The sequence below is a fragment of the Italian clover phyllody phytoplasma str. MA1 genome (genome assembly GCF_000300695.1).
Taxonomy (GTDB): Bacteria; Bacillota_I; Bacilli_A; order Acholeplasmatales; family Acholeplasmataceae; genus Phytoplasma.
The window spans coordinates 1-547 of sequence record NZ_AKIM01000073.1 but is presented as its reverse complement, the minus strand read 5'-3'; the positions used below and the strand labels follow the sequence as shown (position 1 = coordinate 547).

At 27.1% G+C, this 547-nt stretch carries 1 protein-coding gene; it reads right to left on the bottom strand.

The annotated features are described in order from the left end of the window. Positions 1 to 41 precede the first annotated feature (41 nt). Positions 42 to 547 (bottom strand): DnaB-like helicase C-terminal domain-containing protein (locus RI01_RS02510; protein ID WP_017193102.1); only part of this gene is annotated, 506 nt, incomplete at its 5' end.

Sequence of the window (547 nt, the reverse complement as noted above, 5' to 3'; positions counted from 1 at the left end):
TTGAGTTTATTTTTCATTGTTTTTTCTCCTAGTTTTTTTGATTAATAATAAGTTTCTATTTTATAAGGCAAAACATAACCGATTTCTTGGAAGGTTTGAGTGGTCATTTCAAAGTGATAAATTAAGGTTTTTTTAGTGCCACTTCTATTTTTTTTGATACATACTTCGATTATTTTTTGATTTTCATTGTCATTATAGTCTGAATATATTTCTTCTAAGGTTGAATTATATATATTTATGGGTTTTTCTTTGTCTTTGGATAGTTTGGGTTGGAATTCAGACATCATTAAGACGATATCAGAATTGGTTTCAATTCCACCACTGCCTTTTAAAGCTGTTATTTCTGGTGATTTACCTTGTTGATTACTATATGTATCTCTTGAAAATTGAGATAAAATGATAATAACGATGTTTAATTCAATGGCTAATTTTTTTAATTTAGTCATGATTTCATCAATGGCTAGACGATCATTTTCTAAATAATTTGTGGTTTTGGTTATTTGAAGGTGATCAATGACGATAATTTCTGCTTGTTTTTCTAAATGAA